At 40.8% G+C, this 26,647-nt stretch carries 25 protein-coding genes and 1 pseudogene; 15 read left to right on the top strand and 11 right to left on the bottom strand.

Annotation, left to right across the window (positions count from 1 at the left end; all coding sequences use genetic code 11):
- Positions 1 to 192 precede the first annotated feature (192 nt).
- Positions 193 to 1,554: a tRNA (N6-isopentenyl adenosine(37)-C2)-methylthiotransferase MiaB gene (gene miaB / locus H6G26_RS23255; protein WP_190731583.1), complete on the bottom strand. Its 1,362-nt coding sequence runs from the start codon at positions 1,552 to 1,554 to the stop codon at positions 193 to 195.
- Between the two features lie 217 nt (positions 1,555 to 1,771).
- Complete coding sequence (locus H6G26_RS23250) at positions 1,772 to 3,247, bottom strand: carotenoid oxygenase family protein (protein WP_190731580.1); 1,476 nt, start codon at positions 3,245 to 3,247, stop codon at positions 1,772 to 1,774.
- 546 nt (positions 3,248 to 3,793) lie between these two features.
- Here H6G26_RS23250 and H6G26_RS23245 point away from each other — a divergent pair.
- A complete protein-coding gene (locus H6G26_RS23245) occupies positions 3,794 to 4,429 on the top strand; it encodes a DUF2996 domain-containing protein (RefSeq protein ID WP_190731578.1) in 636 nt (211 codons plus the stop codon).
- Positions 4,430 to 4,477: 48 nt separating this feature from the next.
- Here the strand turns inward: H6G26_RS23245 and H6G26_RS23240 are convergent, their stop codons facing one another.
- Positions 4,478 to 4,972: an NINE protein gene (locus H6G26_RS23240; RefSeq protein WP_190731576.1), complete on the bottom strand. Its 495-nt coding sequence runs from the start codon at positions 4,970 to 4,972 to the stop codon at positions 4,478 to 4,480.
- Positions 4,973 to 5,395: 423 nt separating this feature from the next.
- Here H6G26_RS23240 and acsF point away from each other — a divergent pair, with 423 nt between their 5' ends.
- The 8 genes and pseudogenes from acsF to H6G26_RS23200 all read left to right on the top strand — a co-directional run bounded on the left by acsF (position 5,396) and on the right by H6G26_RS23200 (position 12,679).
- On the top strand, positions 5,396 to 6,472 hold the full coding sequence (gene acsF / locus H6G26_RS23235; RefSeq protein WP_190731574.1) for a magnesium-protoporphyrin IX monomethyl ester (oxidative) cyclase: 1,077 nt from the start codon (positions 5,396 to 5,398) through the stop codon (positions 6,470 to 6,472).
- A 235-nt stretch (positions 6,473 to 6,707) separates the two neighbouring features.
- The gene (locus tag H6G26_RS23230) at positions 6,708 to 7,019 is read left to right on the top strand and encodes a hypothetical protein (protein WP_190731567.1); all 312 of its coding nucleotides are present in this window, start codon (positions 6,708 to 6,710) and stop codon (positions 7,017 to 7,019) included.
- A gap of 319 nt (positions 7,020 to 7,338) precedes the next feature.
- Positions 7,339 to 8,112: a nucleoside phosphorylase gene (locus tag H6G26_RS23225; protein WP_190731565.1), complete on the top strand. Its 774-nt coding sequence runs from the start codon at positions 7,339 to 7,341 to the stop codon at positions 8,110 to 8,112.
- Between the two features lie 531 nt (positions 8,113 to 8,643).
- Positions 8,644 to 9,210 (top strand): retropepsin-like aspartic protease, encoded by a 567-nt coding sequence (locus H6G26_RS23220; RefSeq protein ID WP_190731563.1) that lies wholly within the window; start codon positions 8,644 to 8,646, stop codon positions 9,208 to 9,210.
- 110 nt (positions 9,211 to 9,320) lie between these two features.
- Positions 9,321 to 9,717, top strand: a pseudogene (locus H6G26_RS23215) (carboxymuconolactone decarboxylase family protein).
- A gap of 54 nt (positions 9,718 to 9,771) precedes the next feature.
- On the top strand, positions 9,772 to 10,584 hold the full coding sequence (locus tag H6G26_RS23210; RefSeq protein WP_190731561.1) for an alpha/beta hydrolase: 813 nt from the start codon (positions 9,772 to 9,774) through the stop codon (positions 10,582 to 10,584).
- Between the two features lie 466 nt (positions 10,585 to 11,050).
- Positions 11,051 to 11,611, top strand: a complete 561-nt coding sequence (locus H6G26_RS23205) for a helix-turn-helix domain-containing protein (protein ID WP_347242496.1) — start codon at positions 11,051 to 11,053, stop codon at positions 11,609 to 11,611.
- 252 nt (positions 11,612 to 11,863) lie between these two features.
- The gene (locus tag H6G26_RS23200; RefSeq protein ID WP_190731559.1) at positions 11,864 to 12,679 is read left to right on the top strand and encodes a peptidylprolyl isomerase; all 816 of its coding nucleotides are present in this window, start codon (positions 11,864 to 11,866) and stop codon (positions 12,677 to 12,679) included.
- Here H6G26_RS23200 and H6G26_RS23195 read toward each other — a convergent pair.
- A complete protein-coding gene (locus tag H6G26_RS23195; RefSeq protein ID WP_190731557.1) occupies positions 12,665 to 13,012 on the bottom strand; it encodes a hypothetical protein in 348 nt (115 codons plus the stop codon). The two genes, H6G26_RS23200 and H6G26_RS23195, sit on opposite strands and share 15 nt — an antisense overlap.
- A 63-nt stretch (positions 13,013 to 13,075) precedes the next feature.
- Positions 13,076 to 14,560, bottom strand: a complete 1,485-nt coding sequence (locus H6G26_RS23190) for a CIA30 family protein (RefSeq protein ID WP_190731554.1) — start codon at positions 14,558 to 14,560, stop codon at positions 13,076 to 13,078.
- Positions 14,561 to 14,760: 200 nt separating this feature from the next.
- On the opposite strand from H6G26_RS23190, the gene H6G26_RS23185 reads away from it, so the two are divergent.
- Together H6G26_RS23185 and H6G26_RS23180 are read left to right on the top strand one after the other, a co-directional pair.
- Positions 14,761 to 15,270, top strand: coding sequence for a pyridoxamine 5'-phosphate oxidase family protein (locus H6G26_RS23185; protein ID WP_190731552.1), 510 nt, complete (start codon positions 14,761 to 14,763; stop codon positions 15,268 to 15,270).
- Positions 15,271 to 15,422: 152 nt separating this feature from the next.
- On the top strand, positions 15,423 to 16,352 hold the full coding sequence (locus H6G26_RS23180; protein ID WP_190731550.1) for an alpha/beta hydrolase: 930 nt from the start codon (positions 15,423 to 15,425) through the stop codon (positions 16,350 to 16,352).
- A 17-nt stretch (positions 16,353 to 16,369) separates the two neighbouring features.
- On the opposite strand, the gene H6G26_RS23175 is transcribed toward H6G26_RS23180, so the two are convergent.
- Together H6G26_RS23175 and H6G26_RS23170 are read right to left on the bottom strand one after the other, a co-directional pair.
- The gene (locus H6G26_RS23175; RefSeq protein WP_190731548.1) at positions 16,370 to 19,105 is read right to left on the bottom strand and encodes a zinc-dependent metalloprotease; all 2,736 of its coding nucleotides are present in this window, start codon (positions 19,103 to 19,105) and stop codon (positions 16,370 to 16,372) included.
- Between the two features lie 646 nt (positions 19,106 to 19,751).
- Positions 19,752 to 20,351 (bottom strand): Coq4 family protein, encoded by a 600-nt coding sequence (locus tag H6G26_RS23170; protein WP_190731546.1) that lies wholly within the window; start codon positions 20,349 to 20,351, stop codon positions 19,752 to 19,754.
- A 350-nt stretch (positions 20,352 to 20,701) separates the two neighbouring features.
- On the opposite strand from H6G26_RS23170, the gene H6G26_RS23165 reads away from it, so the two are divergent.
- Together H6G26_RS23165 and H6G26_RS42745 are read left to right on the top strand one after the other, a co-directional pair.
- On the top strand, positions 20,702 to 21,097 hold the full coding sequence (locus tag H6G26_RS23165) for a hypothetical protein (protein ID WP_190731544.1): 396 nt from the start codon (positions 20,702 to 20,704) through the stop codon (positions 21,095 to 21,097).
- Positions 21,098 to 21,374: 277 nt separating this feature from the next.
- The gene (locus tag H6G26_RS42745; protein WP_242053836.1) at positions 21,375 to 21,491 is read left to right on the top strand and encodes an AAA-like domain-containing protein; all 117 of its coding nucleotides are present in this window, start codon (positions 21,375 to 21,377) and stop codon (positions 21,489 to 21,491) included.
- A 331-nt stretch (positions 21,492 to 21,822) separates the two neighbouring features.
- Here the strand turns inward: H6G26_RS42745 and H6G26_RS23160 are convergent, their stop codons facing one another.
- Positions 21,823 to 22,494 (bottom strand): LuxR C-terminal-related transcriptional regulator, encoded by a 672-nt coding sequence (locus tag H6G26_RS23160; RefSeq protein WP_190731542.1) that lies wholly within the window; start codon positions 22,492 to 22,494, stop codon positions 21,823 to 21,825.
- A 100-nt stretch (positions 22,495 to 22,594) separates the two neighbouring features.
- Here H6G26_RS23160 and H6G26_RS23155 point away from each other — a divergent pair, with 100 nt between their 5' ends.
- Positions 22,595 to 23,251 (top strand): DUF3386 domain-containing protein, encoded by a 657-nt coding sequence (locus H6G26_RS23155; RefSeq protein WP_190731540.1) that lies wholly within the window; start codon positions 22,595 to 22,597, stop codon positions 23,249 to 23,251.
- Between the two features lie 283 nt (positions 23,252 to 23,534).
- Here the strand turns inward: H6G26_RS23155 and tmk are convergent, their stop codons facing one another.
- From tmk to H6G26_RS23140, 3 genes are all read right to left on the bottom strand, one after another.
- Positions 23,535 to 24,164 (bottom strand): dTMP kinase, encoded by a 630-nt coding sequence (gene tmk, locus H6G26_RS23150; RefSeq protein ID WP_190731538.1) that lies wholly within the window; start codon positions 24,162 to 24,164, stop codon positions 23,535 to 23,537.
- A gap of 161 nt (positions 24,165 to 24,325) precedes the next feature.
- Positions 24,326 to 24,952: a hypothetical protein gene (locus tag H6G26_RS23145; protein WP_190731536.1), complete on the bottom strand. Its 627-nt coding sequence runs from the start codon at positions 24,950 to 24,952 to the stop codon at positions 24,326 to 24,328.
- Between the two features lie 442 nt (positions 24,953 to 25,394).
- Entirely contained in the window at positions 25,395 to 26,279 is an 885-nt protein-coding gene (locus tag H6G26_RS23140; RefSeq protein ID WP_190731534.1) for a LysR family transcriptional regulator, read from the bottom strand.
- 105 nt (positions 26,280 to 26,384) lie between these two features.
- Between H6G26_RS23140 and H6G26_RS23135 the strand changes: the two genes are divergently transcribed.
- The coding region (locus tag H6G26_RS23135; protein ID WP_190731532.1) for a dihydroxy-acid dehydratase at positions 26,385 to 26,647 on the top strand (263 nt) is incomplete at its 3' end.

Here is a 26,647-nt window from a genome sequence, read left to right as displayed (position 1 = left end):
AAAGTGTTAATGCAATCCAAGCATTAACACTTAAAATAGATATGATTATTACCGTTGTTATTGGTAACACGGCTACAACAGACTTGTCCGAAAATAGATTTACGTACTCGCGTGATTATAGCTTGGGAAGCAAAAAAAGGCTCTCAAGGGCAGTTGGTTCAAAGATTTAAGGTCAGCTTGCCAGTGGTTTATTTATCTGAAAATTGCTGCAACTTCAACTGGTTCACCTGTCAAGCTAAAAGGGCGAACTTCAGTAATTTTTACCTTCACCAATTGCCCTTTCAATTCTTTGATGTCGCCACTAAAGAATGTCAGACGATTACCATCAGTACGTCCCATTACCTGAGTTTGATCTTTGGGGTTTTGGTCTTCTACTAAAACTTCTTCGATACGCCCAAAGTAACGTTGCGATCGCTCGGCTACTTTCAAGTTTCCCAAATGATTGAGCCGTTGGAGGCGATCGCTTTTGATTTCTTCGCTCAGTTGATTGTCCCATAATGCGGCTGGTGTCCCTGGACGGGGTGAATATGCTGCTGTGTTCAACATATCAAAGCCAATATCTTCTACCAGTTTCAGGGTATTTTCAAACTGTGCTTCTGTCTCCCCAGGAAAACCGACAATCGCATCGGCACTAATAGAAGCATCTGGCATATACCGCCGAATAGTATCGATGATGCCGCGATATTTTTCATGAGTATAACCCCGCGACATCGCTTTCAAAAGTTCATTATCCCCAGATTGAAAGGGAATGTGAAAGTGTTTGCACACTTTGGGCAACTCAGCACAAGCCTTAATTAATCTCTCTGTAAAATAACGGGGATGGCTAGTAGCAAATCTTAGCCTTTCAATTCCCGGCACATCATGGACATAATAAAGTAAATCTGTGAAGTTGTGCAGATGCCGGCCTTCTGCTGTTGTTCCTGGTAAATCTCTACCGTAAGCGTCAATATTTTGACCAAGTAGAGTAATTTCCTTGTAACCTTGCCGTCCTAATTCTTCCATTTCAGCCCGAATCGCTGACGGTGTGCGAGATTGTTCGACACCTCGCACATTGGGAACCACGCAATAGGTGCAGCGTTCGTTACAGCCGTAAATTACATTTACCCAAGCTGTTACCTTACTATCTCGTCGCGGCTGGGTGATATCTTCAATAATATGAACCGACTCAGTTGCGACAACTTGGTTGCCGTCAAACACCGACTCCAACAAATCTTTGAGGCGATTGGCGTGTTGTGGCCCCATTACCAAGTCTAATTCTGGGACTCGCCGCAATAGCGCTTCACCTTCTTGCTGGGCAACGCAACCAGCAACGATGAGGGTTAAATCAGGCTGCTCATGCTTGCGCTTTGCTTGTCTGCCAAGATAGGAATATACCTTTTGCTCGGCATTATCCCGAATCGTGCAGGTATTATAGAGAATTACATCTGCATTATTTGGATCTTCTGACCATTCAAAGCCCATGTCTTCCAAAACGCCAGCCATGCGCTCTGAGTCAGCTTTATTCATCTGACAACCGAAGGTAGTGATGTGGTAGTGGCGTTTAGAAGTGGTCATGGGCAATTATGCTTAATCAGCGAAATGTATATAAAGTTTTTTTCTATTCTAACCCGCGTAAATCACTGTAATATCATGTGCGGTTAATCAATCTGAATGAACTACCTACAGTGACCTTCGGTACACTGTAGGCTTCCCAAATCATTGGGGATTGCCTCGGACTTGGTGGATTTTTTACGTCCAGAAGTCTTTGGTCTTACATTCCGCGGAGGGTTTATTAGGCTGGGTTCCAAGTGCCGTGGAAGCTGTGAGGGATGACGCTGGGTAATCCTAGTTTACAAACGGGTTCGGCATCCAGGCGATCGCTATCAAATACCCAAACTTCGCTACTATGAGAATTACCATCGTAGACAACAGTTAGTACCCAACCTTGTGCAGGATTTTGGGTATCTTGGGCAAAGATGGGTTCTGAAGGATAACGGTTTTGTCCAAAGTCTGCTTCGGTGAGGGTTTCGGTCTTGTGATCAAAACGAGCGATCGCATTTAATATTTCTTGGCTAATATCTGTTCCTGAACGGGATTTTGACATATATGTGTAACGCGAAGCTTGCCCCACATTTTGCTGTGGTACATTCGGAAATTCACAATGTCCGTTTAATAGCGGCTGAATTGACGTAACTTTGCCAGTTTGAGGATGCAGATGAACTCGCATTAATGTACTTTTAGCTGCGGTGTGAGTCTTACCTGTCGCTACTTCCTTAAGATACTGGTTAGTTTGAAAATCTTCATAACGAGCGATATCCACAATCACTGAACCGCTAGCATCTACATAACCGTTAGCAAAATGCCATTGGAACCAAGGTTCGGTTTCTCCACGACTCACTACAGATAGGGAAACCCTATCAATAACTAAAATCTGAGTTCCTAACTTAGGTTGCCACTCTAGCGAATCACTATAGTTGCTTATTCCTATTAGCAGAGGTAAGACATTCAACCGCACTGGCGGAATGAAAAATACAAGATACTGTCCTGCTAAAACAAAATCATGCACTAATGGCACACCATCTAATTGATATGCGGCTTGTTGGGTAATCCTCCCAGTTGAATCGCTTTTGTAAATATTAAGCGTCGCATTTAATCCAGGGCTAATGCCAAAATTAAAAATTTCCCCTGTTTGTTTATCACGCTTATAATGTGCAGAATAGTTTAATCCTTCAGTTAATCCCCCTAAATCATCTTCACCTGAAGTTTCTAAAGTTTGTAAATCGAGGGCGTAGGGTTTACCACCTTCCCATAGTGCCAAAAGTTTATCTGGAAGTGCTAGCACCGAGGTGTTGGCAGCATTCTTGATGGGCTTTTGCCATTGATTCCAAATTGGGCCTGGTGCAGTCATGCCATAGTTGCCGTAGACTAGTCTACCTGCTGCGGCTTCTTCTTGATAACCAGAGGTTTGCACATAGCGATAAACCCCGGTTGCAACTGCATCGGTAAAATTTACAGCCAGAATTGCTCCATCTCCATCAAACCAGTGTCCCATGTGAATGCCACCGCGTTCTAGCCGTGCGGGCCCATTGCGGTAAAGTGTGCCACGCAAGTCATCTGGAATTTTCCCAGAAAGAATTGGCAATTGGGTAGCGGGAAATTCTTTTGCCGATTCTGCGTTAGCAAGGCTCACCGTTGGCGTAGCCTCTCGTAGAGAAGGTATCGCACCTGCCCAGGCTTTTATTGTTGACTTTTTCTTAATAGTCTGCATAACAGGTTTTTCGCTTACCTAAATTATCGATCTACATAGCTGCATTCTTACATTTTCATTTCTTTTGCAATTTTTTAACAATTTAGGGGTTTAAGTCCCCTGCTTCTATCAAGCAGCGCGTTTTCTGTCGGGGTCTAAATCCCCGGACGCTCGCAGACTCGCTAACGCTTCGCTAACACAAAACGTAATTGCGAATTGCGAATTGCGAATTGGTTTAACAATGCCTCCGGCTGTAGCGCACATTTCGCAGCCTCAACTGTCACGCAACAGTAAGCTAGTCACTATTACCTTTTTTTATACTTTTCGATGCTACTTTAATGGCTAATTTACCGAAAGATATGGTTTAGTTTTGAGCGATCGCTTTACAATTGAAGGGGTAGAGGAGAGAAGGGGAGAAGGGAAGAAAGCTTATGCCCTATGCCTTTGGGTTATTTTTAACTGTACAGTTATTATTGTCCTGCTGCACTAGTATGTCAAAATAAAAATACCCGATACCTCAAGGTGAGCAATCGCTCCAAAAGCTAGATTAAAGGATTGACCTGAGCAATGGCAGACCCAACCAATCACAATCAAGCGGGAGAAGTAGCTCCCAGCACAGTTGACCAGCAAGCTCCCAGTGTGGCTGAAGAACACGCTCCTAGTACAGACTCACCCGAAGCTACAGACCTTCCTACTGCTAACGCGCCAGACCCTAAAACTGCAAACTCCGAAGATAACCCCAATTCTGCTAAACCAGCTGCTGGATCACCCAAGCAAGAAAAACCCGCAGCAGCCGCAGCTAAAGCCGCAAAAAAGGAAAAAGCCCCATCTGTTGAAGATAAGCCATTTGTAGAGTTCATTGAGCAAGACTACTTACCAGCTTTACAAAAAGCGATCGCTCAACAAGGTGTGCAAGATTTACAGGTGTCTTTTGCCAAGCAGAAAGTGCCAATCACTGGCTTTGAATCTGCCCAAGAATGCTGGCAAATTATCGGCAGTTGGAAAGAAACAGGTCAGCGTCAGTTTAACCTGTATTTCCCTGAAGAAGATATTCAAGGGAAAAAGGGATTTTCCTGTAATGAAGGGAAAAAACCTAGCACTCTTGAGTCATTCTTAATCGATGAGCGTAAAATTACACTCGATTTGTTGGTATATGGCTTAGTTCAGCGCTTGGGTGGTCAAAAGTGGCTAGGTATAAATTAGTTATTGGTCATTGGGTTTTGAACAAAGGACAAATGACAAAATGACAAATTAAAGTTCGTGGAAATGGTAGATAACGGCTCCAGTATTGGGGTCGTTATCTATTTTTACATAACCTGATTTGTACATCTCATTGAGAGTAGCTTCTACTTCAGCAAAGCTAGCGCCCGTGAATTTAACGCCTTGAGTGACAGTTAAAATACCACCCTTACTTTCCGCCGCTTCAATCAGTTTAATCATCAGTTGGTTTCCTGTTGGAGGGTGAACTTGAGAGGTAACTACTGCTTGATTCAACGGCACACCGAAGGGAGATACACCTGCTTTTAGTCTCAGCTTTTGTTCGTATTCGTCAACGATATTGGGGATAAAGAGCAAATCCACGATCTGCCCTATACCAAATACACCACCAGTCAACAGCCAAAACAAACCAGTCCCGATCTTGCCATTGTAGAAACGGTGCAATCCTCCCACCCCCATAAATCCAACTGCACACAAAATGTAAGAGACAAGAAGTCGGTCTTTCTGCTGATTTTTTTCAAGATTCATCTTGTTTTCAACTCTTTAGATTTGCTCTTGTTGTCTAAGATGGGTTTTCCATATTGTAGTAGCAACTACAAAAAATTACTGAGGTAGCAATGCTTTAAGAGTAAAATAAGTGCATACTACTCCACTTGATCGAAACAATGCTGATCGCGGAACTACGTTTATCTGACTACTAATCCGCAATTCTTGGTTCCGCAAACATTGAATGATTGTTGCAACTCTTAATCTTTTGCTTACAAATTTCTAACCCGCACCTTGGTAGACTAAACTTTATACAATTGCATTATTGTCGGCTGTTACGCCTTAACAGAACATTACCCTTAGCTTTCTGGTGAGGCATTCCGATATTGGGGGTTTCCCCCATGAGGAATTGCACCAACCCAAAGGGTCTACTTAAGATAATAAAGACGAAAGAGCAATCAAGACATGGTAGATTCCCTCAAAAAACCAGGCTTTGAAGAAATCCGGCCAGGGATTAAAGTCCCGGCAAAAGAAACCCTGTTAACACCTCGGTTTTATACTACCGATTTTGATGAAATGGCGCGGATGGATATTTCCGTCAATGAAGACGAGTTACAAGCCATTCTCGAAGAGTTTCGCACTGACTACAACCGCCATCACTTTGTTCGGGATGCCGAGTTTGAACAATCCTGGGATCATATTGACGGGGAAACTCGCCGGTTGTTCGTTGAGTTTCTAGAACGCTCGTGTACGGCAGAGTTTTCCGGCTTTTTGCTGTATAAAGAACTTGGTCGTCGCTTGAAAGGCAAAAGCCCCGTCTTGGCAGAGTGTTTTAACTTGATGTCACGAGATGAAGCACGTCACGCTGGCTTTCTGAACAAAGCTTTGTCGGACTTTAATCTGTCCCTAGATTTAGGGTTTTTGACTAAGAGTCGCAGTTATACCTTCTTTAAACCGAAATTCATCTTCTACGCTACTTATCTTTCTGAGAAGATCGGTTATTGGCGCTACATCACCATTTATCGCCATTTAGAAGCACATCCCGAAGACCGGGTTTATCCAATCTTCCGGTTCTTTGAGAACTGGTGTCAAGATGAAAACCGTCACGGCGATTTCTTTGATGCGATCATGAAATCCCAGCCGCAAATATTGAATGATTGGAAAGCACGGCTGTGGAGTCGGTTCTTCTTGTTGTCGGTGTTTGCGACAATGTATCTCAATGACATTCAACGCAAGGACTTTTATGCCACCCTTGGATTGGATGCGCGGGAATACGACATCCATGTAATTAAGAAGACTAATGAAAACGCAGGTAGAGTGTTCCCACTGATGCTGGATGTAGAAAATCCAGAGTTTTATCAGCGCTTGGATACTTGTATCAGTAATAACGAGAAGCTGGGTGCGATCGCTAACTCCAGCACTCCCAAATTCCTGCAAATCTTCCAGAAACTGCCACTTTACATCTCCAATGGCTGGCAGTTATTGCGGCTGTACCTGATGAAGCCAATTGATACTGTTTCTGCTCAAGGGGCAGTACGTTAAGTTAAAACAGGTTTGCGAAAGCTTTAGTGGTTCTGCTGATTGCAGAGCCACTTTTTTTTGTCCTAAATATTAGAGGTTAGCCGATTAGTAGTGCGATCGCTAACTTACTGGCAGGCAAAAATCGGATTTGATAAAAAGATTAGTTTAATAACTTTGACTCTTAGATGTGGAATTCCCCGATGTTACCAACAGGGAAAATCCAGCATCCTAGATTCAGTTGCTCTACCAACTCATAATGGAAATTTTAATAACCCTTACACCGATTGTCATCATCGTAGGTTTAGGATTCCTAATTTTAAGCCTTTTCCAAGAAATGAAAAACCAAAAGCCAAGCACTAACAATCGTAATCCGCAAAAACAATTTACTCAGCCGAAAACTAGTACAAGTGTAGATAACTACACTCAATCACAATTAATAAGTATGCTGCAAGGAGATCGTGATGCTTGCCAACGCCTTATTACAGTTGCTAGAAGCCAATATCCAGGGAAAAGTGAGCAGTGGTATTGGGAGCGAGCTATAGAAGATTTAATTAGAGACAGACGTTAATTGTTACTAGAGTGAATAAGCCTATTCAATGACTATAAATTTTTGTTATAGCATTCGTTGTTGGTTTTAGCGAACGGCTTGCAAAGGATTTTATCGGCAAAGCAGAAGAGATAGCAGGTGCAAACCGAGAAAATCCTGAATATAAACCAGTTAATAATGAATTATCAATTGATGTAAATAGTTTAAATATGGCGGACAAAAAATTAGCTAATAGTGCAATTGCTTTAAATACACTGCCAAATAAAGTAGATAGTAGTGATTCGCTAAATGGTGCAGATGATTTAGACTCTAGCAAAGGCGATCGCTAATCTTTCACTCTATGCCAAATAAACACTTTTATCACATTGGTTTTGGACAAGATGATTTAGGTTCATCACTTCCCAGCATTGCTTTATTATCTGGCGACCCGGAGCGATCGCGTCTCATTGCCCAAACTTCTTTACAAGATGTGCGCTTGTTGTCCGAAAATCGCGGACTCAATAGCTATGTAGGATATTTGCCTAACGGTCGCATCATCTTATCAGCTACTAGTGGTATAGGTGCGCCTTCATTAAGTATTGTTGTCAACGAATTAGTACAAGTAGGAATCCGGCAAATTATTCGCATTGGAACTTGCGGATCAATTCAACCGCATATACCAGTTGGTAGCGTTGTTATTAGCAGTGCAGCATTGTGTCGCCAAGGTGCAGCAAATGACATTGCACCTATGGAGTATCCAGCCGCAGCCGATCCTTTTCTCACAGTCGCTTTAGTTGAAGCCGCGCGAGAATTAAAAGTTGAACATTACATAGGAATCACGGCATCAGTTGATACTTTTTACGAAGGACAAGAACGCACTGATTCTGCAAACCCAAATTTAATGCGATCGCTGCATGGTATTACAGAAGAATATCGGCGCTTGAATATCTTGAATTATGAGATGGAATGCGGCACACTATTTAAAATGGCAGGAGTGTATAATTTTGCTGCTGCTGCTGTTTGCGGTGTAGTAGCTGGCCGTACTGTTGGTGAAAATATCATCTTAGAACAAAAGGATATTGCTGTTCAAAATGCGATCGCAACTGCTGTATATGCAGCAGCAAACCTTGAATAAGCTAACAAATTTCTCTTATCTAACTTCTTAGTCTGCCAGATTTAATCTGCTATAAGTAGTTTTCTCATGTCTTTAACTAATCTTTAATTTATTAATCAGTAATCCTAGATAAAATATATTGAGTAAGATGCAATTTTATCAGGGCAAAGGCATCTAAAGTATAAGAATCCTTTAATAGCAAGGATTTAGGCATTTTATTAGGCTATTTTTTCATCAATATCGTTATCTAACAAAGATTTCATAAATCCTGTACTTTGACTTGGTAATTTATTTTATGTAGACACATAAATAAAAATAAAAAAACTCACTAATTAGCTTCTAAGTACAAAAAATGTGTGAATATTAGAGACATATTATACAAACAATAATTATCACAAAAATAATGCCAGTTATTTGAAAGTTTGTTGTAGTAAAGAATTATGAAAATTGGCTTTTACTCTGAAAAGCATGGGTTCATAGCACTAATTTTTTTACTCACTATGATGAATTTATCTATTAAAAGATATCAGCAAAATTGGAGAAAAATCTAACATGAAGAATGCTTGGAGGCGTTGGATTACGACCGTTAACCTAGCTGCAATCGCATTAATGCCGACGCTGATATTTTTAGCATTCTCTCATCGGGCAACAGCTGACGATCCAGGAGCATGTTACATGGTAACCTCCTCTGGTAAAACCGTTGGATTGGGAAGGCTTTGTGGCAATAATATATTTGCCGCACCTTCAGACAACAGAGTTTTTCGAGTCCCAGTCAAACGCCGCTTTGGTGGAACTCCTGTGATTGACGTTACCTTTAATGATAAAAAAACCTTTGAAATGATTGTAGATACAGGTTCTAGTGGAACCATTATCACTCAAGGTATGGCGAATACACTTAAACTCCAGGCTACAGGTACAATCCAAGCCCAAATTGCCGATGGTAGAGAAGTAGAATTCCCAACCAGTAAGGTAAAATCTATTGCAGCAGGTGGAGTTACAGCCAATAATCTTCAGGTAGCGATCGCACCAAAAGCAAGCATCGGTTTACTGGGTCACGATTTTTTTGGCAAGTATGATATTAAGATTCTGGAAAAAGAGGTCGAATTTTATCACCGCTAATGTTCGCAGTTAAAAACGTAGTATCCTACATTTTGGTATCTAATAAATAAGTCCAAAAGCATGAGGATAAATCCCATAGGATTACTACTTAGCGGAGTGATTGTCAACTCATGACTAAGCTGATTGAATACGAAGAAGCCAGCGACGAAGCCCGCGCAGTATATGACGACATCCGCGCCACACGCCAGAATGACTATATCAATAACTTTTGGAAAGCTATAGCCAATCATCCGCCTACCTTGCAACGAACTTGGCAAGCCGTGAAGGAAGTGATGACCAGTCCTGGTGAGATTGATCCACTGATGCGCGAACTAATTTATATCGCTGTGAGTGCAACCAATGGCTGTGAGTATTGCATTGCTTCGCACACAGCAGGGGCGCGTGCCAAGGGCATGAATGATAGATACCATGTTCGCGGAACTCATGGCGATCGCAGCCACTGCCAACATGACCAATCGCCTCGCCAACGGCTATCAAATTCCGGTAGATGAGAGATTTAAGACGTAGGAGTGTAACCTTGTCCATCCCTGTTTAAGATCAGGTTTAGCAAAATTATTGACTATGCCAAAAATTCAGATTAACGGGATTGATTTGTTCTACGACATTAAGGGAACGGGTGAGCCTTTGCTATTAATAGCTGGCTTCCTTTGCGATCATGCTTATTGGTCGCTGATCATGCCATCGTTGATTTCGCAGTATCAAGTTATTCGCTTAGACAACCGAGGTATGGGGCGAAGTTCTGCTCCCAAAAACCCTTATAGTCTGAAACAGATGGCTAGTGACGTTGCAGCATTGCTGGATCACATTGCGATCGATAAGGTGCATCTAGTAGGTCATTCAATGGGTGGTCAGATAGCCCAAGAACTAGTGTTAGCACATCCTGAAAAGGTACAAAGTCTGATATTACTTTCATCGTTGGCAAAGGGTGATGGATTATTTAACAGCATCATTGAGGCTTGGGGGGAACTCTGCGCTAATGTAGACTTTAAACTTTATGAAAAAGTCGTATTACCCTGGATATTTACAGATATGTTCTACTCGATTCCTGGGATGATCGAAAGTCTAATTGAATTTGCAATCAGATATCCTTTTCCACCTGCGACTCATTCACTTCATCATCATAGCCGAGCCATGCTTGACTTTGATACAACAGACCGCCTTCAAAAAATTCTTTGTCCTACACTAGTTCTAGTTGCTAAACAAGATATTCTCACCCCGCTAAAGTTTTCCCAGGAACTTGTTCAAGGCATTCCCAACAGTGAACTTGTAGTCCTCGACAGTGGGGGTCATGGCTTCTTAATTGAGTCATCGGATGCTGTGGTTTCAGCCATGCTTAACTTCCTGGGGAAGTTGAAGCCAGCTTACACTATGTAATTAATAAGGCAATGCAAGATCGATTAGTTTTTTTGAATTGGATTAGCTGTATATCGCTTAATCACATTTCAATCTTCGGATATTGAATCTATAATTTCAAGACTTTAAAAGCTCTTATTTATACATAATTCAATGAATTATGTTTTAATTATTCAAACATTTAATATTCAAAAATAAAATTACTTTTATCTCAAAAATTACAGTGCAATAACGCGTCATTACTCCGAATTAGGTAATTTGAAACTGAAGTTATGTTTTTAGTATATATGTAGTGCTGTTTTTACCCTGTCACACCACCAAAGCCTGAAAAACCACGCTTATGACCACCGTTCACGCGATTTAGGTGAAGTTTTGTAACGAGTTGTGGAATTCCCGGAGTTTTGATTCAGAGAAGTAACAGAGGTTCTCAAAAATATCCAGATTAATTTCTATCTGGGCATTGCAAGTTATAGCAGGAGGAATTGCTGTGGACAAGCAAGGTATATACTTAACAGCGTTTCAGCGTAAGCTTTTGCTCAAGAATCTAGAAACAGATTTACGTCCAGAATACCGCCGTCGTATTGAAATTATGTTGTTGGCAGATGCAGGTCAATCTCAGACTCAAATCTGCGAAGCTTTAGGATGCTCTCAGGAGACAGCGCGGCACTGGATTACTATAGCCCAAACAGGTCAAGCTCATCATTGGAGCGATCGCGCAATGGGTCGTCCCAAAGCTGTGAATGAGCAATATCTGGCTCGCTTGCAAGAGCTAGCAAGTCATAATCCGCGTGAATATGGCTATTCATTTGAGCGCTGGACAGCGCAATGGTTAAGTAAGCATCTGGCAAAAGAGATGGGAATTAAAGTTAGTGCTTGCCACATTAACCGCTTGCTCAAAGAGATGGGACTTTCAACTCGACAGATACGCAAAACTGCGGGGCAAGAGATTGATAACACAAAAAATTCTCGAATTACTATAGGCAATTTGCTACCAAATGCAGAGCCTGATTTTCGATGGTCATTGAATTTCGCTAAGACAAGTAATTAATTCTGGCGTTAAACTTCCAACAAATCATGGTTCAGAACAAAACAGAATTTCCCACTCAACAGCTTGCCCAAACTCTGGGTCAGGCTCTTTCAGAACAATAACTTTCAGACTGCATCAAACAAATTGAAATTTGACAGCCTAGTGCAGGCAAATTGTTCTGTCAGACAGCAGATGCTTCAAAAACCTACTTCTTCATGTTTCTTTCTTAAAATTGCCAATTTTAACTTCAATTTTATGACTAAGGAGTCTACTATGTCAGATATGCTAACTGTTTCTCAAGACGAAATTATCAAGCAAATCAAGCTTTCATGCCAAATTCGTTCTGTGGTAGAAGGTATTATTACTCGCAAGATTATTTTACAGACGGCAGAAGAGGTTGGGATTAAAGTGCAGCCAGAAGAACTACAGCAAGCGGCAGATAGTTTGCGTTTGATGAATAATTTGACTAGTGCTGATGTTACTTGGTCATGGCTACAAAAACATAGTTTATCTCTAGATGAGTTTGAAGAATTAGTTTATTTCACAGTAATTTCTTCAAAATTAGCTCAACACCTATTTGTAGATAAAGTCGAACCTTTTTTTGTGGAACACCAGATTGACTATGCTCAGGTAGTTATGTATGAAGTGGTTTTAGATGATTTTGATTTGGCTATGGAACTGTTTTACGCATTGGGTGAAGGTGAGATGAGTTTTCATGAAATTGCTCATCAATATATTCAAGATGCAGAACTACGTAGAAAAAGAGGATATCGAGGAATATTAAACCGTGCAGACTTGAAACCAGAAATTTCTGCTGCTGTCTTTGCAGCAACTCCACCGCAAGTTGTCAAACCAATATTGACATCGATGGGAGCGCATCTGATTTTGGTTGAGGAACTCATTGAGCCACAATTAGACGAGACATTGCGCTTAAAAATTCTCTCAAACTTGTTTTCTGAATGGCTAGTACATCGTCAAAATGAGGTATCAGCTTCTTCCTCAACCTCTTATTCAAACATGAGTTTCTTAAGGCAGAGGTTAAATTTTGAAAACTACACAGAGCAATTAAAATACTCAGCGAGTTTCTAATTTAGAAACTCGTTCCTCTAATTTGTTGACTTGTTGCTTCAATTCAACCACCAAAGTTGCCAGCCGATCAAACATCGGATCTTGCTGTGATAAATTACCTCTGGAACCCCTTGGCTGTCGTGGGGTAAGTGTTGTTCTTGAGGATGGAGATCGGCGGCTTTGGCCCAGTTGAGACTCTATCTGGTTTAATCGTGACTCAACACGATTAAAGTCCGCTTCCAGGTTGTAGATGCGGGACTCTACTTGCTGGGATGAAGCAGTGTTTCCAAATAACCCACCCCAGAGAATTGTTGCTAAAATCCCGGCAAATATTAGCACTTGGATTTTTTTCATAACAGTCTATTTAGACAAGATGTGTTGGGATAGCTACAGAGTATAAATCTGTAGTCACTTCACTTATTTATCCTTTACTAAATTAGAAAATAACTTCTGCCAATCGATAGAGTTGACAGTATTATCTGCCTGTTTTACTTCAAATGTGACATTACAAGCGATCGCTAGTTTTAGCACTTGCACGCAAAGTTCTGCCACATCCTCACGGCTGATTTTACCCCTAATATTATCGCCTTGCTCAAATATTAATTCCTTACCCCCTGGTTCCTCAGTTAATGCACAAGGTCTAATAATCGTATAAGGAATTCCGCTTTCTCTTAAACTATCTTCTCCCTTTAACTTCCAAGTTAAAATTCCTCCCAATTGGTCATTTAATTTCACTGCTGGCGGTTCTTCATCTAAATTAATGCCAGGTCGTCCGGGACGAGTCACGCCTGCTGAACTAACTAGGATAAATTGTGGTAAAGTTGCCCCGCCGTAAGCTTGAATTGATTCCAACTGTAAAGCAAAACCACCGGGAGAAAATTTGGGATTCAAAGCACCATCGTGTTCAAATTTGCTCAACATCAGTTGGAATGAAGAAATTCTACTTTGTTCAAGTGGCGGCGCATCTTTGACAATTTTTGCCCGAAAGACGGGAATCAAATCTGCAAAGGGAATATGAACATCTATCCAGGTATTAGCTACTGTGTCGAAAGAATAGCTATAGCCAATACCATCCCATTTTGTATCTGTCCGCAGGAAGATTTTATAGCGCTGACCGTCACCTTTGACGCGCAATTTCACACCTTCGCAATCAGATAAGTCGAAAGGTGGATCAAAATTCTTAGTTCTGATAGAAGCAAATCCGCCAGAGTTAGCGGTGGAGACATTACCAGCAAAAAAAGCTGTATTTTCGAGTAATTGGATATTACTAGAACTCACACCACCCATGACTACATCATCCAGCGCCCCCCAATAATCTTTTAATTCGGCTGATGGCTTGGTGAAATCAAATATCGGTTTTTCGTTTGCTTGGGGTAAATATTTTGCAGCCGCTTGGACTAAGTTTTTAACACCTTGATATTCTACATTTTCTGGGGTGTCGCCAACAATTTCTGGTTGGTAAAACTTAACACCTTGATTATATTTTGCTCTATCTGCTGTGTCTCCTTCAACTGGTTGCACGCGCACTGCTGTGCAACAAACTACAGCTTGGATATCAGCCAGAACTAAAGAAGTTAAAGTTTCTGGTTGAGTGATATCCGCAACTACTAAGTCTATATCATTACCAAGAATTGACCTGGCTCTGTCAATATCTCGAACTAGGGCGCGAACTTTATAACCTTTTTGGAGCGATCGCTGCACTACTCGTTTACCTACGCCACCTGTTGCACCTGCTACTAATATTACACCCACATTTCTTCCTCCATTGGGTCTATTTTGATTATCCTTAGGACGGCCTTGGATTAACTGCTGTACCCAGTTAAGGAAAGGAATTACCTCAAAGTAAGTCAGGGTTTCGATAAACCTGCCTAAGTCCCATTGAGAACGATTTTTGTCAGTCATATTTGCGTCCTCATAACTTTCTTAAGTCTAGCCCAATGTCTGTTTTTCCAAATCCTCCGGTACTCAGAGCTTGGATAATGCTGAGTTGCTTTAATTAGGGGAAGGGTCAGGAGATACCTGTAACCTATTACCTATAACCTATTCGCTCAATCACGCTAGGATACTTAATTAGGTATTCCTAATCAAATGGTAATTTACTTATGAGCCAACTTGAAAACATTCAAGCTGAGTACGAAAAGTTTACTGAAGAATTTGAGAGTGTAATCATTTGCACCGTCAGCGCCCAGGCAATACCCAATGCTAGTTATGCTCCTTTTGTAATAGATGATTCCAAAAACATCTACATTTACGTCAGTGGACTTTCAACTCATACCAAAAATCTTTATGCTAATCCTCATGTTAATGTCTTATTTATCGAGGATGAAGCCAAGAGTAATCTAATTTTTGCCCGTCGCCGTTTGAGCTTTGATTGTAGGGCAACTTTGATAGAGCGTGAAACTGACAAGTGGAATCAAATTGTTGAGCAATTTCAAGGGCGCTTTGGTCAAATTATCGAGGTTCTGCGCGGCTTGTCTGACTTTCGGATTTTTCAGCTAACTCCGAGCGAAGGTCGTTTTGTAGTTGGTTTTGGGGCAGCTTATCATATTAGTGGTGATAACCTTCATCAACTTGTTCAAATCACAGGAGATGCTGACAAAAAGCAAGGATGAATTATGAATTAGTTTGACTGTATGCATATTAAATATGGAACTGCTTAGGAGACACAAAGTTTACTTACTCCAAGATTTATCGGTAAGCTTTACTTTATACGCCGTAATTTTGCCTTCGGGTAAAGTGCCATTAAACTATACTTTTTAATTTTATGCTTCAGTTTCAACCTCCTGGCTTTGGACATAAACTTATCCATACATCCTTGGGGGCGATAGTTTACTATACTCAAACGAATGCACCTTGGGCATTTGCTGATACTAAAGATTTACCCCCACTACTGTTTCTCCATAACTTTGGTGGTGGGGCATCTGCGTATGAATGGTCTAAAGTTTACCCGGCTTTTGCCTCTAATTACCATATTTTAGCTCCCGATCTAATCGGCTGGGGAGAATCGGCTCATCCAGTCCGGGATTATAAAATTAGGGATTATCTCAGCACGATCGCAGAGTTTATCATTGAAACCTGTCGTCAACCAGTGACGGTGGTAGCCTCGTCTCTAACAGCCGCTTTTGCTATTCGCCTAGCTATTGTTCAACCCAATTTATTCAAAGCACTGTTTCTGGTTTCCCCGTCTGGATTTGATGATTTTGGGCAAGGTGCTGGACGCAGACTTCCGCTTTCGGTGATCAATGCGCCTCTGCTGGACAATTTTATTTATATGCTTGGTGCTGAAAATGAAATTGCAGTCCGAAATTTTTTACAAAGTTTTCTGTTTGCCAAGTCACAACGAGTTTCTCAAGAAATGGTGGAGGCTTATTTAACTTCTGCACAACAACCTAATGCCAAGTTTGCCGCTTTGTCATTTTTGCGGGGCGATCTTTACTTTGATCTGAGTTTATATATTAAACAACTGACAATTCCCACGGTCATTTTTTGGGGAGAAAAGGCACAATTTACGAGCATCAAATTAGGACGACGCTTAGCAAATTTAAATCCAGGTGCAATTCAAGATTTTTATGCGATCGCAGATGCAGGAGTATTACCTCATTTGGAAGTACCAGAAGTTGTCATTGGTCTATTGCAAAGGTATCTTGAGGGAGTAGGGAGTGGGGAGCAGGGGAGGCAAGGGGAGAATAACTAATGACAAATGACAAATGCCTACTTAGAAATTAACTGTGCATTTAATGCTTTGGTGATGCGATCGCCAGAAGCTTCTAAGTGGGCTAGGGTGTAAATATCAAGGCTTTCACTAAGTTGTTTGAGCCTGACATCAATGGCTTTTTGCAGTTGACGCAATTTATACCAAGCCAGTGTTCGACCATCTTCAGGTGTATCAGTAGTACCCAACATCATCTCTAGCAAAATATTTAGATATTCCCGTTGCAATGAACGGCGGATGCTAGAAATTGGCTTTGGTTCTCCTGGGGTTAAAACTTCTGTCCAGATGCCTGTTTGCAGAGTGTCGAACAGTTCCGGAATGGAAAGTGCTTCTCCAGCCTGGGTTTTTAATTCTATATCTTGTAAACGATTGAGGCGATCGCTGTCTAAGAGCGATCGCAGTACCGCACTTTGGAAACCCAGAATGCGATCGTGAATTGGATAATCAAGGCGGTTGTTAGGTACAGAACTACCCCAGTGTTCCCACCGTGATGGTGCTAGTTGATTCAACAATTGTGGTGAAAAACTGAAAGCATCCTCAGCAAACACATACTTTTGCAATTTTGTCAATGCTTGGCGTTGTTTTAAAACTGAAACTGGTACAAATGTCCAAGAAGCATCATCACTAGCATGGAGACGCCGAAATGATTGTCCACCAATGTATTTAGAAAGCAAGCTGGCGTTCCGAAAATAATATTTAAGTACTCTATTGAATCTAAGACGTAGGTTACTATAACTTTCTCCTTTCGATAGATCACCCTTATCAAGGTGCTGCCACATAGAACGGGCATTATCCATTTGCCACTGCGAATAAAGTAGTACATCACTACTCATATCCCAGACATTTGCCAAAGGATTGATGTCCCAAATATCTTCATCAGTTGCATAAGATAATTCTGGTTGAGGCGACACCAGGGCAATCTGCTCCAAAAAACTTTTTTCTGATTCTGGGATGATTCCCTCAAGTGCTACTGATGGGCTTCTTTTATAACCATACTCAATTGCCCATTCGTCGTAGGGCCCAACAACTCCTGGGAAATAGTCACCTTGTTGTACTCCCTGTGGTGCAATATTCACGGGTAGATAGTCCATCACCGAACCCGCTAAACCTTTAGTGTGAGTGATTTCTGTATTATTTAATTCTTCGGGTGTTAACATAGTGCTGCCATGAAAGTTGTGGCGCAAACCGAGAGTATGCCCGACTTCGTGAGCAATAAGAGAACGCAAATATTGATGCACATACTTTTTCATCGTTTCACTACTGGGTGTAGTGTTTGGCAAAATTGACAATACCAACGCTCCCATGGCGGCTTGATCTGAAGACTCCATGCTATAGCAGAGATCGTTGCCTGCTAAATGTTGTTCAGGAAAAGCTTTAAAACCTTTTGAGAACATTGCAGATAAATTACCTGAGCATGGGTTTTTGCCCAGTTCTGTAAAAGATGAATTTGCTCCCATCAGTGCGTGATATTCTTGCTGAATTGAACGCACCATATTGGCATCCACAATAATGTCTGCATCTAATATTTCCCCGGTGAATGGGTTAACGCGCACTGGCCCTCTGGCAAAACCTGCATCTAAAGAATTGAACCAGCGAATAGTGTTGTAATGTACATCTGCCGGTTGCCAATCAGCATCATCTGGCATTTGCTGCACTTCAATAGCATTTTGAAATCCGGCTTTTTCAAATGCTTTGTTCCACATCAAAACACCTTCACGAATCGCATCGCGGTACTCTAGTGGTACAGCATTTTCAATCCAAAACACAATTGGGTTTTTTGGTGGAGATAAGGAAGCGTTAGGATCGGATGGTTCTAGATGCCAACGATTGATGTAACGTACAAATGGTTCGTGAGCATTATTATTAGAGAAATCTTGGAAAGCAGTAATAAAATATCCCACTCTATCATCTGCAAGTCTGGGAATGTAACCAGTGTTTTCTCTAAGCTGAGAAAAACTGTAGTGTACCTTCAGAGTCAATGCCCTGCTATCAGGTAAGGTGACTAAATTAGCTCCTTCTGGTGATGAAAAACCGTAAATTGAATCAATTTCTACGTTTTCTGGGAAGCTGTTAACATCACCAAAATATGACTTGCTTGCATCCAAGTGGTAATCAGCCTGTAAAGAGTATTTTAATAGAGAAGTTAATCCGGAGAAATCCTGCATTAGCAGTTCATCCAGGTTGATCAGAATATTTTTACTGCGTGGATCAATAGTATGTATTTCGAGTGAATAAAGAACTGAGTCGCTAAATGAACGAGCAAGCGATCGCTGTTCTGGTCTATTTGTTGCGCGGAATTTTACATTACGAGCAACAAAATGTAATCTATTGTTTACTCGTCGAAAGTAAAATAGAAAATCAGAAAGAGGTAATCCACTATAAATTCCACTTTCCCCCACGCCCGATTCCAATGTCACTATAGCTAAATAATCTTTATTTAGCTGCTCTGCTTTAATTTCTAAGTAAGTTTTTCCTGAATCTTCACTGCAATAAAGTGTGAAGAGTCCCTCTAGTTTTTCTGTACTTTTGACTATTTCACTAAATCGGTGAAAATCTTCTTTTCTACTATGAACAAGATTATTGTCAGCACTTGCTAAGTTTTCAATAAATGGGAGTGCATTTAATTGTTGCACATCAATGTTTGAAAGTTGGTTTGCTCCTGCGTAATCACTTGATAATAACAAGTTATACAATAATACTATACAGATTGCTAATTTCCTTATCCAGTATTTCATCCTTTGGCTTTCCACTTAACCAGTTATCATATTGAGGAAAAAATGTGGATTAACTTGCCATTTCCAAGCCCTTCAAATACAGCAGTTTTCCTTTGTATCAAGTACAAAGCTACGGGTTTTGAGGCAGAAGGTAGAAACTCTTTATATCTGATTTTGAGTCCTGCATTTTATACCTCACTTAAAAAGCAAACTGCTGTATCTAGGGATTACGGGATAAATCCACTAAGTCAGACAAATAATATCTCTAGCCTAAAAGTTGTGTAACTAAGCTATCGCCCATCTAAGTTGCACATTTTTCTGTGTTGACTGTTGACTGCTGACCGTTGACTGTTAACTGTCAGCAGTCAACAAACCTGATAAGTTATTGTGTAATTTAAAGGCATAACAGCTTATTGATTGTTATTAGTAGCTAGTTAGGAATTATCCGTTAAAATCGATATCTTAAGATAGATAATTGCTCTAACCAAAGATATATGTTTTTTTAGATTATATCTGTATTAAAAACCGAATGTAGCATTAAAAATGTATTTAGTGCTACATTTGTCAGTCTAAGAAATCTCAAGGATGATTTACCAATAGAAAGCGAGACACTTAAAAAAGCTGTTAGTGAGCATAAAAATGCTTTTTTCGGATAAATTGCGGAAATTTATAGTAATCCCAACCGTTTTCTCACATCCTCAATTGGTTCTTCCCAATGCTCTTCAAAACGGTAGCCCAAGAGGAAATCAGCTTTCTTGCCTAATTCTCGCCCTTTTGCGAGGTTAGCGAAAATTCCTTTTATTTGTTGGGGAGCCAAGATGGGATAGAGCAATTTAGCCAAGCACAAACCGATTTGGAGTGATTTACTGTAGTTTTGTGTAGCAGCAAAAGCAAGTACACCAATTTCTCCTGCATAGGTGGTGTCAAAATCAAGCAATACATGAAAAATATCGTGGGTGACTAAATATCGCAGAGCAAATAGATTACGTTTGGCAATGTCTTCTAGTTCAGGACTGATGTTTAATGGTTTTAGTTGATTTGCTTGCATATGATTGGCATATTCTCGCCCAAAGGAGCCTTGAGGGTATTGGCTTAATTGCTTCAAATCAATTACGGGATAATATCCCACTACTGGTTGCAGCTTGGAGGCGACTGTTGCAGAAACTTTAGCACCGAAGAAATCAGATTTAAGAATGGCAATATCACCCAAATTTTCTGAGTTTCTGGAAGCGATAATTGCTTGGAGTTGTTGTAGTTTTTTGAACATAATGATTTTCTTTAGTAGATTGAAAAAAGGGGAGCATCCCAATGCAAGCAAATTTACCAAAATTGTTACAAGCCAATTGCAAATGAAGCGTAAAGTTAACGGCATAGCTTTGCTTAACGCGCTAGCTTTTCTAAAAGTTGCAAAATGAAGCGATCGCAACATCTGTACTTTGCGATTGCTTTGTTTCACTGCGTTCCGATCGCAATGACCAATTAGCGTCAAACAAATCACCTCTTCCCAAAGATTTAAAATATATTTCTTTTGTATAACTAAAATATGCCTTTTGCTAGAAGGATAATTACCTTTCTATAGTTAATGTTTAATTTGTAGTCAAAAAAAAGCTAATTGGCATGATAAATTTGATTTCTAGGACGATTGCTAACATAAGTTCCCTACTTAAAGGACTTCAGGTAAAATCTTTTTTGGCTGTTGTCGTAGTTGGTTTTCTAGTGCTGACGACAAATGTTAGTGATGGGCCGAATGACAAAGGCTTAAAGGAGAGAGTTCGCCAACAGGTAGAGCAAAATGATGCTGAAAGACCGAAAACAATAGGGCAGTGGTTTAAGGATGCTCGTGAAACCGAAGATTCTCCTGGTGAACGACTTCAGAAGATTGGGCAACAGTCAGGAGAAGCCTTTAAAGAGTTTGGATCTGGATACGTAAAGGGCGCTCAAGAAACTGCTAGTGATGTAGGCGACAGTGCGGCAGAGGCAGCCAGAGATGTCTCAAATAAAGTTGGACGCTAAATGCGTTACGATATGTTATTGGCAGCAAGTACTAATAACTTTTCGCCAATAAAAGAATAATAAGGGCGCTGGTGTATAATCACCGAATTCTAATACTGGGTAACGCGCTTACCCTTGCTGATCATAGATTGTAGTCTTTCTCAGTTGCATAAAATATAGTCCTTTAGTAGGGGCGTACAGCTAGCTGTGCGCCCCTACTGCATGTTGCATCCAAAGAATGCTAGTTTTTAAGAAGCGATGCCAAATAATCCGTCGTAAGCATTAAGGAATTTCTTGGTTGATCACTTATAAAGGCGATCGCATCCTACCGCGTTGCGAACTCTACCGCGCTTACTTTAAAACACAACTAGGCGTTGCTGAGTTTGAATATAAATCATTGCGAAAACGTGCTTGAGAAAAGTACCTGATAGCTTTTTCTCTCACACCTCTATGCTCGCGCTAACAGAAGTAAAACAGGCTTTATAGCTGGCTTTGAGACTTAGCTTGTGTACTTTATTCAAATCTCTTTTTTCTCTCTGCGCCGCGCCAGTTGCTAAAGAGCAAGAACGCTAAGAGCGTAGCAAGATCCCCGTAGGGGTACAAGCCGGGGAACCGCAAGGGCGCACTGGCGTCTGTGCGGTTCAAAAGCATTTTATTTAACCTTATTAGACACAGAGAACACAGAGTTAAGAAGTTAAAGAGAATTCAGTTGGGTATTCTGTGCGGCTGGAGATAAATCAAGGGGTTCATGAAACTTGTATATCTTGTAGCTTTGCCACCATTTCTGCACGCGCCGAAACCTTCAACTTACGAAACATCCTCTTCAAAGCTTGTTTGACGGAATTTTGCGTAATCCAAAGTTTTTCCCCAATTTCCGCATTTGTTAACCCCTGCGCCACTAAGTCGGCAATTTCTAACTCACGCGCTGTTAGAGGACTTACTAAAAGGGAATGGGATATTTTTGGTTTTGTCCGTAGAGTTGACATTTTTGCTGATAAATGAATGCATAAGGCACTCAAATCAGCTAAATCATTGCCATTAAAAGCAGGATTTCCCTTGTCACGAGCCAAGTTAAGCGTTCCGACAAGACGACCATCGCAAACAATTGGCCCAGTCATTACGTGTTCGTGATCAGAACGTGAGCAAAAATGCTTCCAGTCTTTTGGTGATAATAATAACTGTTCATGGGCGGGAGCGTGACGCTCAACCACGTAACGCCCGACTGGATTGCTTTCTAAGCATACTGCTGGAATGGCCTGAACATCGATTTGGGCCGTTGGTTGCTCATCTAGGAGATAAATGCCCCAATTTTGCACGCCAAAATGCTCACCAATTTTATCCGTGAGAGCTAGCCTTAATTCTTGCTCATTTTGGACATTGGCGATCGCATGAAATACAGCGTGGAGAGAATTAACCATAAGTGTACCCAGTTGGGGACTATCCAAGCCTCAACAATTACTTCTATGCTAATACCAAGATAACTAAAACGCTAATTACAGTAGCGACTAGGAGAAGCACATGACAGTTACACAACTCTCTGCTCAGGAACTTTTCCGGGCTGCTTATGAGAACCGCTACACTTGGGACAAAAATTTCCCTGGCTATACCGCAAATATTACCTTTAAGCAAGATGACAAAGTGTTTACAGGTAAAGTTATAATCACTGCCAATCTGAAAGCCGAAGTCTTGGATGTAGATGACGAGCCAGCCCAGAAAGCAATTCATGGTCAAGCCTGGGAGATAGCAATCCACCGCGTCCGCCGCAGCTTTGAAGACACCCACAGCGCCAATACCTTTACCTATGGTAAAACCGACGAAACTGGTGCGGTTGAGCTTTTAATGGGTGGTAAGGCTGAAGGCGATAAATACAAAGTCCGCAATAATGAAGTATGTCATGTTCACCGTTTAATCCACGGTACATACGTGACAATTGACACCTTCAGCAGCCACGACACCGGGGAAGGCTATTTGTCCCATACCTATGACTCTGTTTACCATGATCCCAAGACTGGGGAACAAAAAGGCGGTAGAAGCGAATTTGTTGATGAGTATGAAAAAGTAGGTGACTATTTCATCCTAAATCGTCGGGAGATTCGCACCGAGATAGCAGGACAAGTATCTATTCAGGAATTTATCTTCTCTGATATTAAATTGTTAGAACCTGTTACTGCTTAAGCTGTATCTGGTAATCTAAAAATTAGCGATCGCACTTTAGTTTAAAGGAGCGATCGCTTTTGCTTTTTCACCTTTTTATTGATGAATATGAGGTTTTAAGAAAATAGCTTGAAATTTGGAATATTGACAACTTATTTCTAGCGATCGCTTCAGATATAATCAATATATAGAAAGTAAAAAGCTTTGGTTACATTTGATGGAGATATTATACTAGTTAATGCGCTTCTAGATACGGAATTAACTTAAACTTTCTAAGTAATTTTCCATTTTTAATTTTCTATTTTTAATTGTTTTGGTGGACGCGTAAAATTCCTTGAATTACTTGTTGCACAGCTTCTTTACTCAAACTGCCATCTACCCGCACAATTCTTGAGGGATAAGATGCTGCTAACTCTGCGTATCCTTGCTGAACGCGCCGATGAAAAGCAATTGTTTCTTGTTCAATGCGGTCTAATCCTACTCCATCTCCCCGTTTGCGGGCTAGCCCTACTTCGACATCGACATCTAGCCAAATAGTTAAGTCACTCTCTAAACCAGCAGTGGCAATATAATTAAGCTGATTGATTAAACTCATGTTCAAACCCCGACCATATCCTTGGTAAGCAATGGTAGAGTCAGTGTAGCGATCGCATAAAATATATTTCCCTGCTGCGAGATTTGGTTTAAGTTCTTGTTCAACGTGTTGCGATCGGTCAGCAGCATACAATAAAAGTTCTGTCACTTGTGCAACTGGTTTATCCTCTGCCTTATCTAGTAACAAGCGGCGAAGATGTAAGCCTAACTCTGTTCCCCCTGGTTCACGAGTTACTAGCACAGAAACACCCAGACTTTCCAACCACTCACAACAAAGCTGCATTTGGCTGGTTTTGCCACAGCCTTCCACCCCTTCAAATACAATTAATTTGCCACCCATGCTTTTTAAGATCCAAAAATAGGCTACCTTCTTACACTACAGTACGTCGTACTTTATTACACATAAATTACCAAGACTATTCCGTATCCCTTGCCAATTTTCAATGGTCTGTTTATTTACGCCATGCTGTACTAAATGGAGATATCGAGCGAAATAAATTACTAACTACAATAAGCCAGACTGCTTAATCGAGGTGTATTTACTAAGTCAGTATTGGCTATCCAGCCATTACCGGATAACTCTCCAGGAAAACTTCTAGAAAGATCGATTTCTACCCAAATGTAATTTTCAGATTTGTATGACTTAACTACATTACCTCTATTACCTGTAACCAAGTTCACAAACACGATTGTGTTTGGATAAAGTGTCGTAATAAAATCTCCTTTTGTACTCGGTTGGCGACGTATAGTTTCAGTTTGCACAAGTTGCCGGCATTCACTGCCAATAGTGGGTTTATTCCGCAGGTTTTGAGTCTTGTTATTCGTCTGACAATATTTCAGCACAGCAGTTTGAATAAACCCGGAATTCGGAGATTTAATTCTGACAAATCTATCTCCACTAGTTGGTATAAATGCTAAAGAAATCTTTGTTTGTGCCGGCAATATTCTGATAGCATTAGATGATGTTGAAGGTTCTTTGAAAATTGGAGTGGCTATTTTAGTTGCACGACAACTCGACTGGGAAGAATTGGAGGGAATCTGTGTGATTTGAGCAAATACAGGTACACTTAGAGCGAATGTAGCAATCTTTACTAAAACAAAAATATACAATAACTTCTGAAGTTCCACGTTTTTTCCTTAATATCACTTACGAAAAACTGTACATTAAATTTGCAACTTATAAAGTCTAAACTCAAAATTAACCTTGACATGAAAGCAATGAAAAATATCACTTGACTTTTGAGTAAAGCATTCAACCTACATAAAAAATGATAGATTGCTAATTACTCTACCGTTTTTTTAAATCTTAAATTTCTATTTTTTATTTAGCCAAAAGCTAATTCTTTAGCATACTCTTATGCTTCATCTCCAGATAAAGCTGAAAATTCCTAATTAGCGCTACTGCATGAGTTCCTTGGGCACTAAAAAGGAGGGAATAGCAATGAGGTTCAAGCAGTCCTGGTTTCATTAGATGGCGTTCCATCTTTTTTTTGAATAGCACAGGCTTGTGTGCTGGTTCCCAATCTGCTAACTCTTATTAGGAGAAGTGATTGCCTTTTTAACTGATTAATTAACCACAGACACTTCTCACGATTTGTAGAAACTCGCGTAAAACAGGTGTCATATCCTCTTGTCGCCACACTACAGCCGTTTCTACTAATGGTGTTTTTTCTTCTAAAGCGCGATAAACTACACCAGCCCTTTGAAGATTTTGCAAAGAAGAGGGTACGATCGCAATCCCCATTCCCGCAGACACTAGCCCGATAATTGTCTGCATTTGGATTGCTTCTTGAGTCACTTTTGGGCTGAAACTTCCTTGCTGGCAAAGACTCAAGATTTGATCATAAAGTCCTGGGCCTAAATGGCGGGGGAACATAATAAAATTTTCTCTCAAGAGCGATCGCACTGAAATATTTTCTTGTCTGGCTAATAAATGAGTTTCTAGCAAAGCTACAATTAGTCCTTCTTTTTGAATGCATTCTTGATTGAGAGTATTGTCTTCTAAAGGTGGATGGGCAAAACCCACATGGATGCGGTGATTGAATAGCGCTTGTTCTTGCTGAGTTGTCGTTAATTCCTGCAACACTAACTCCACCTCTGGAAACTGTTCTCGAAACCGCCGCAAAATCACAGGCAGCAAATCGTAAGTTACCAAGCTGGTGAAACCTACTCGTAGTTTTCCTTTCTCACCCCTACCTGTCCGTTGAGTCAGATCAATTGCCTTGGACAGTTGAGCGAACAATTGATAAGCTTCTTGCAAAAATACTTGTCCGGCTTCCGTTAGTTGCACCTGTCGTTTGGTTTTACGTTGAAAAAGTTCTACCCCTAGTTCTGCTTCTAGCTGCTGAATTTGCTGGCTTAAGGGAGGTTGAGCAATGTGAAGTCGTTCTGCGGCTTTACTAAAGTGCAGTTCCTCAGCTACAGCAATGAAGTAGCGCAGGTGTCGCAGTTCCATAGTTATGATATTTTATAAGTCTCAATTATTCATAAATATATATTGGACATTTCAAAAGTTGCTATCTATGATACTCATACATGGAAAGCATAGGATGATGTAACGATGTCGGAAAATTTGAGAAGCCAAGTAGTGACGCAAGGAGTGCAGCGATCGCCAAATCGAGCGATGCTGCGTGCAGTTGGTTTTAAAGATGAAGATTTTAATAAAGCCATTGTGGGTATTGCCAATGGCTACAGCACCATCACCCCCTGCAATATGGGGATAAATCAACTAGCGCTCATAGCCGAGGCTGGGATTAAAACCGCCGGAGCAATGCCACAAATGTTTGGCACAATTACCATCAGCGACGGGATTTCGATGGGAAC

The organism is Nostoc sp. FACHB-888, assembly GCF_014696655.1.
Classification (GTDB): Bacteria; Cyanobacteriota; Cyanobacteriia; order Cyanobacteriales; family Nostocaceae; genus Nostoc.
The sequence above is the reverse complement of the archived record's forward strand: the minus strand, read 5'-3'. Positions and strand labels throughout refer to the sequence as shown.

What these genes read in the sequence shown, in the direction of transcription:
- H6G26_RS23180 (WP_190731550.1), top strand. Translation starts at nt 15,423, where the DNA reads ATGCTTCAGTTTCAACCTCCTGGCTTTGGACATAAACTTATCCATACA.
- H6G26_RS23155 (WP_190731540.1), top strand. Translation starts at nt 22,595, where the DNA reads ATGACAGTTACACAACTCTCTGCTCAGGAACTTTTCCGGGCTGCTTAT.
- H6G26_RS23225 (WP_190731565.1), top strand. Translation starts at nt 7,339, where the DNA reads ATGCCAAATAAACACTTTTATCACATTGGTTTTGGACAAGATGATTTA.
- tmk (WP_190731538.1), bottom strand. Translation starts at nt 24,164, where the DNA reads ATGGGTGGCAAATTAATTGTATTTGAAGGGGTGGAAGGCTGTGGCAAA.
- H6G26_RS23160 (WP_190731542.1), bottom strand. Translation starts at nt 22,494, where the DNA reads ATGGTTAATTCTCTCCACGCTGTATTTCATGCGATCGCCAATGTCCAA.
- H6G26_RS23210 (WP_190731561.1), top strand. Translation starts at nt 9,772, where the DNA reads ATGCCAAAAATTCAGATTAACGGGATTGATTTGTTCTACGACATTAAG.
- H6G26_RS23175 (WP_190731548.1), bottom strand. Translation starts at nt 19,105, where the DNA reads ATGAAATACTGGATAAGGAAATTAGCAATCTGTATAGTATTATTGTAT.
- H6G26_RS23190 (WP_190731554.1), bottom strand. Translation starts at nt 14,560, where the DNA reads ATGACTGACAAAAATCGTTCTCAATGGGACTTAGGCAGGTTTATCGAA.
- H6G26_RS23165 (WP_190731544.1), top strand. Translation starts at nt 20,702, where the DNA reads ATGATAAATTTGATTTCTAGGACGATTGCTAACATAAGTTCCCTACTT.
- H6G26_RS23185 (WP_190731552.1), top strand. Translation starts at nt 14,761, where the DNA reads ATGAGCCAACTTGAAAACATTCAAGCTGAGTACGAAAAGTTTACTGAA.
- H6G26_RS23140 (WP_190731534.1), bottom strand. Translation starts at nt 26,279, where the DNA reads ATGGAACTGCGACACCTGCGCTACTTCATTGCTGTAGCTGAGGAACTG.
- miaB (WP_190731583.1), bottom strand. Translation starts at nt 1,554, where the DNA reads ATGACCACTTCTAAACGCCACTACCACATCACTACCTTCGGTTGTCAG.
- H6G26_RS23200 (WP_190731559.1), top strand. Translation starts at nt 11,864, where the DNA reads ATGTCAGATATGCTAACTGTTTCTCAAGACGAAATTATCAAGCAAATC.
- H6G26_RS23195 (WP_190731557.1), bottom strand. Translation starts at nt 13,012, where the DNA reads ATGAAAAAAATCCAAGTGCTAATATTTGCCGGGATTTTAGCAACAATT.
- H6G26_RS23240 (WP_190731576.1), bottom strand. Translation starts at nt 4,972, where the DNA reads ATGAATCTTGAAAAAAATCAGCAGAAAGACCGACTTCTTGTCTCTTAC.
- H6G26_RS23220 (WP_190731563.1), top strand. Translation starts at nt 8,644, where the DNA reads ATGAAGAATGCTTGGAGGCGTTGGATTACGACCGTTAACCTAGCTGCA.
- H6G26_RS23170 (WP_190731546.1), bottom strand. Translation starts at nt 20,351, where the DNA reads ATGTTCAAAAAACTACAACAACTCCAAGCAATTATCGCTTCCAGAAAC.
- H6G26_RS23230 (WP_190731567.1), top strand. Translation starts at nt 6,708, where the DNA reads ATGGAAATTTTAATAACCCTTACACCGATTGTCATCATCGTAGGTTTA.
- H6G26_RS23245 (WP_190731578.1), top strand. Translation starts at nt 3,794, where the DNA reads ATGGCAGACCCAACCAATCACAATCAAGCGGGAGAAGTAGCTCCCAGC.
- acsF (WP_190731574.1), top strand. Translation starts at nt 5,396, where the DNA reads ATGGTAGATTCCCTCAAAAAACCAGGCTTTGAAGAAATCCGGCCAGGG.
- H6G26_RS23250 (WP_190731580.1), bottom strand. Translation starts at nt 3,247, where the DNA reads ATGCAGACTATTAAGAAAAAGTCAACAATAAAAGCCTGGGCAGGTGCG.